This is a genomic window from Scandinavium tedordense (genome assembly GCF_024764965.1).
GTDB classification, from domain to species: Bacteria; Pseudomonadota; Gammaproteobacteria; order Enterobacterales; family Enterobacteriaceae; genus Scandinavium; species Scandinavium tedordense.
Window position 1 is genome coordinate 1 of sequence record NZ_JALIGG010000008.1, and the last position, 389, is coordinate 389.

General features: G+C 66.1%; 1 protein-coding gene. It reads left to right on the plus strand.

The genetic code is table 11. The features are described from left to right. Window positions 1-389 (plus strand): MutS-related protein (locus MUU46_RS00035; protein ID WP_445326595.1); only part of this gene is annotated, 389 nt, incomplete at both ends.

Consider the following 389-nt stretch of genomic DNA (forward strand, 5'->3'; position numbering starts at 1 on the left):
GCCGAGGACCTGGCCCGGACTCGCGCCTTCACCCTGTTCGCCACCCACTACTTCGAGCTGACCGTACTGCCGGAAAGCCAGCCCGCGGTAGCCAACGTGCACCTGAACGCGACCGAGCACAATGAACGCATCGTGTTCCTGCACCATGTACTGCCGGGACCGGCGAGCCAGAGCTACGGCCTCGCGGTGGCCCAGTTGGCCGGCGTGCCGACTCCGGTAATCCAGCGCGCCCGCGAACACCTCAAGCGCCTGGAAACCACCAGCCTGCCGCACGAGATGCCGAGCCAGCAGAGCGGCAAGCCCGCCTCGCCGATGCAGAGCGACCTGTTCGCCAGCCTGCCGCACCCGGTGATCGATGAATTGTCGAGGATCAATCCCGACGATATCAG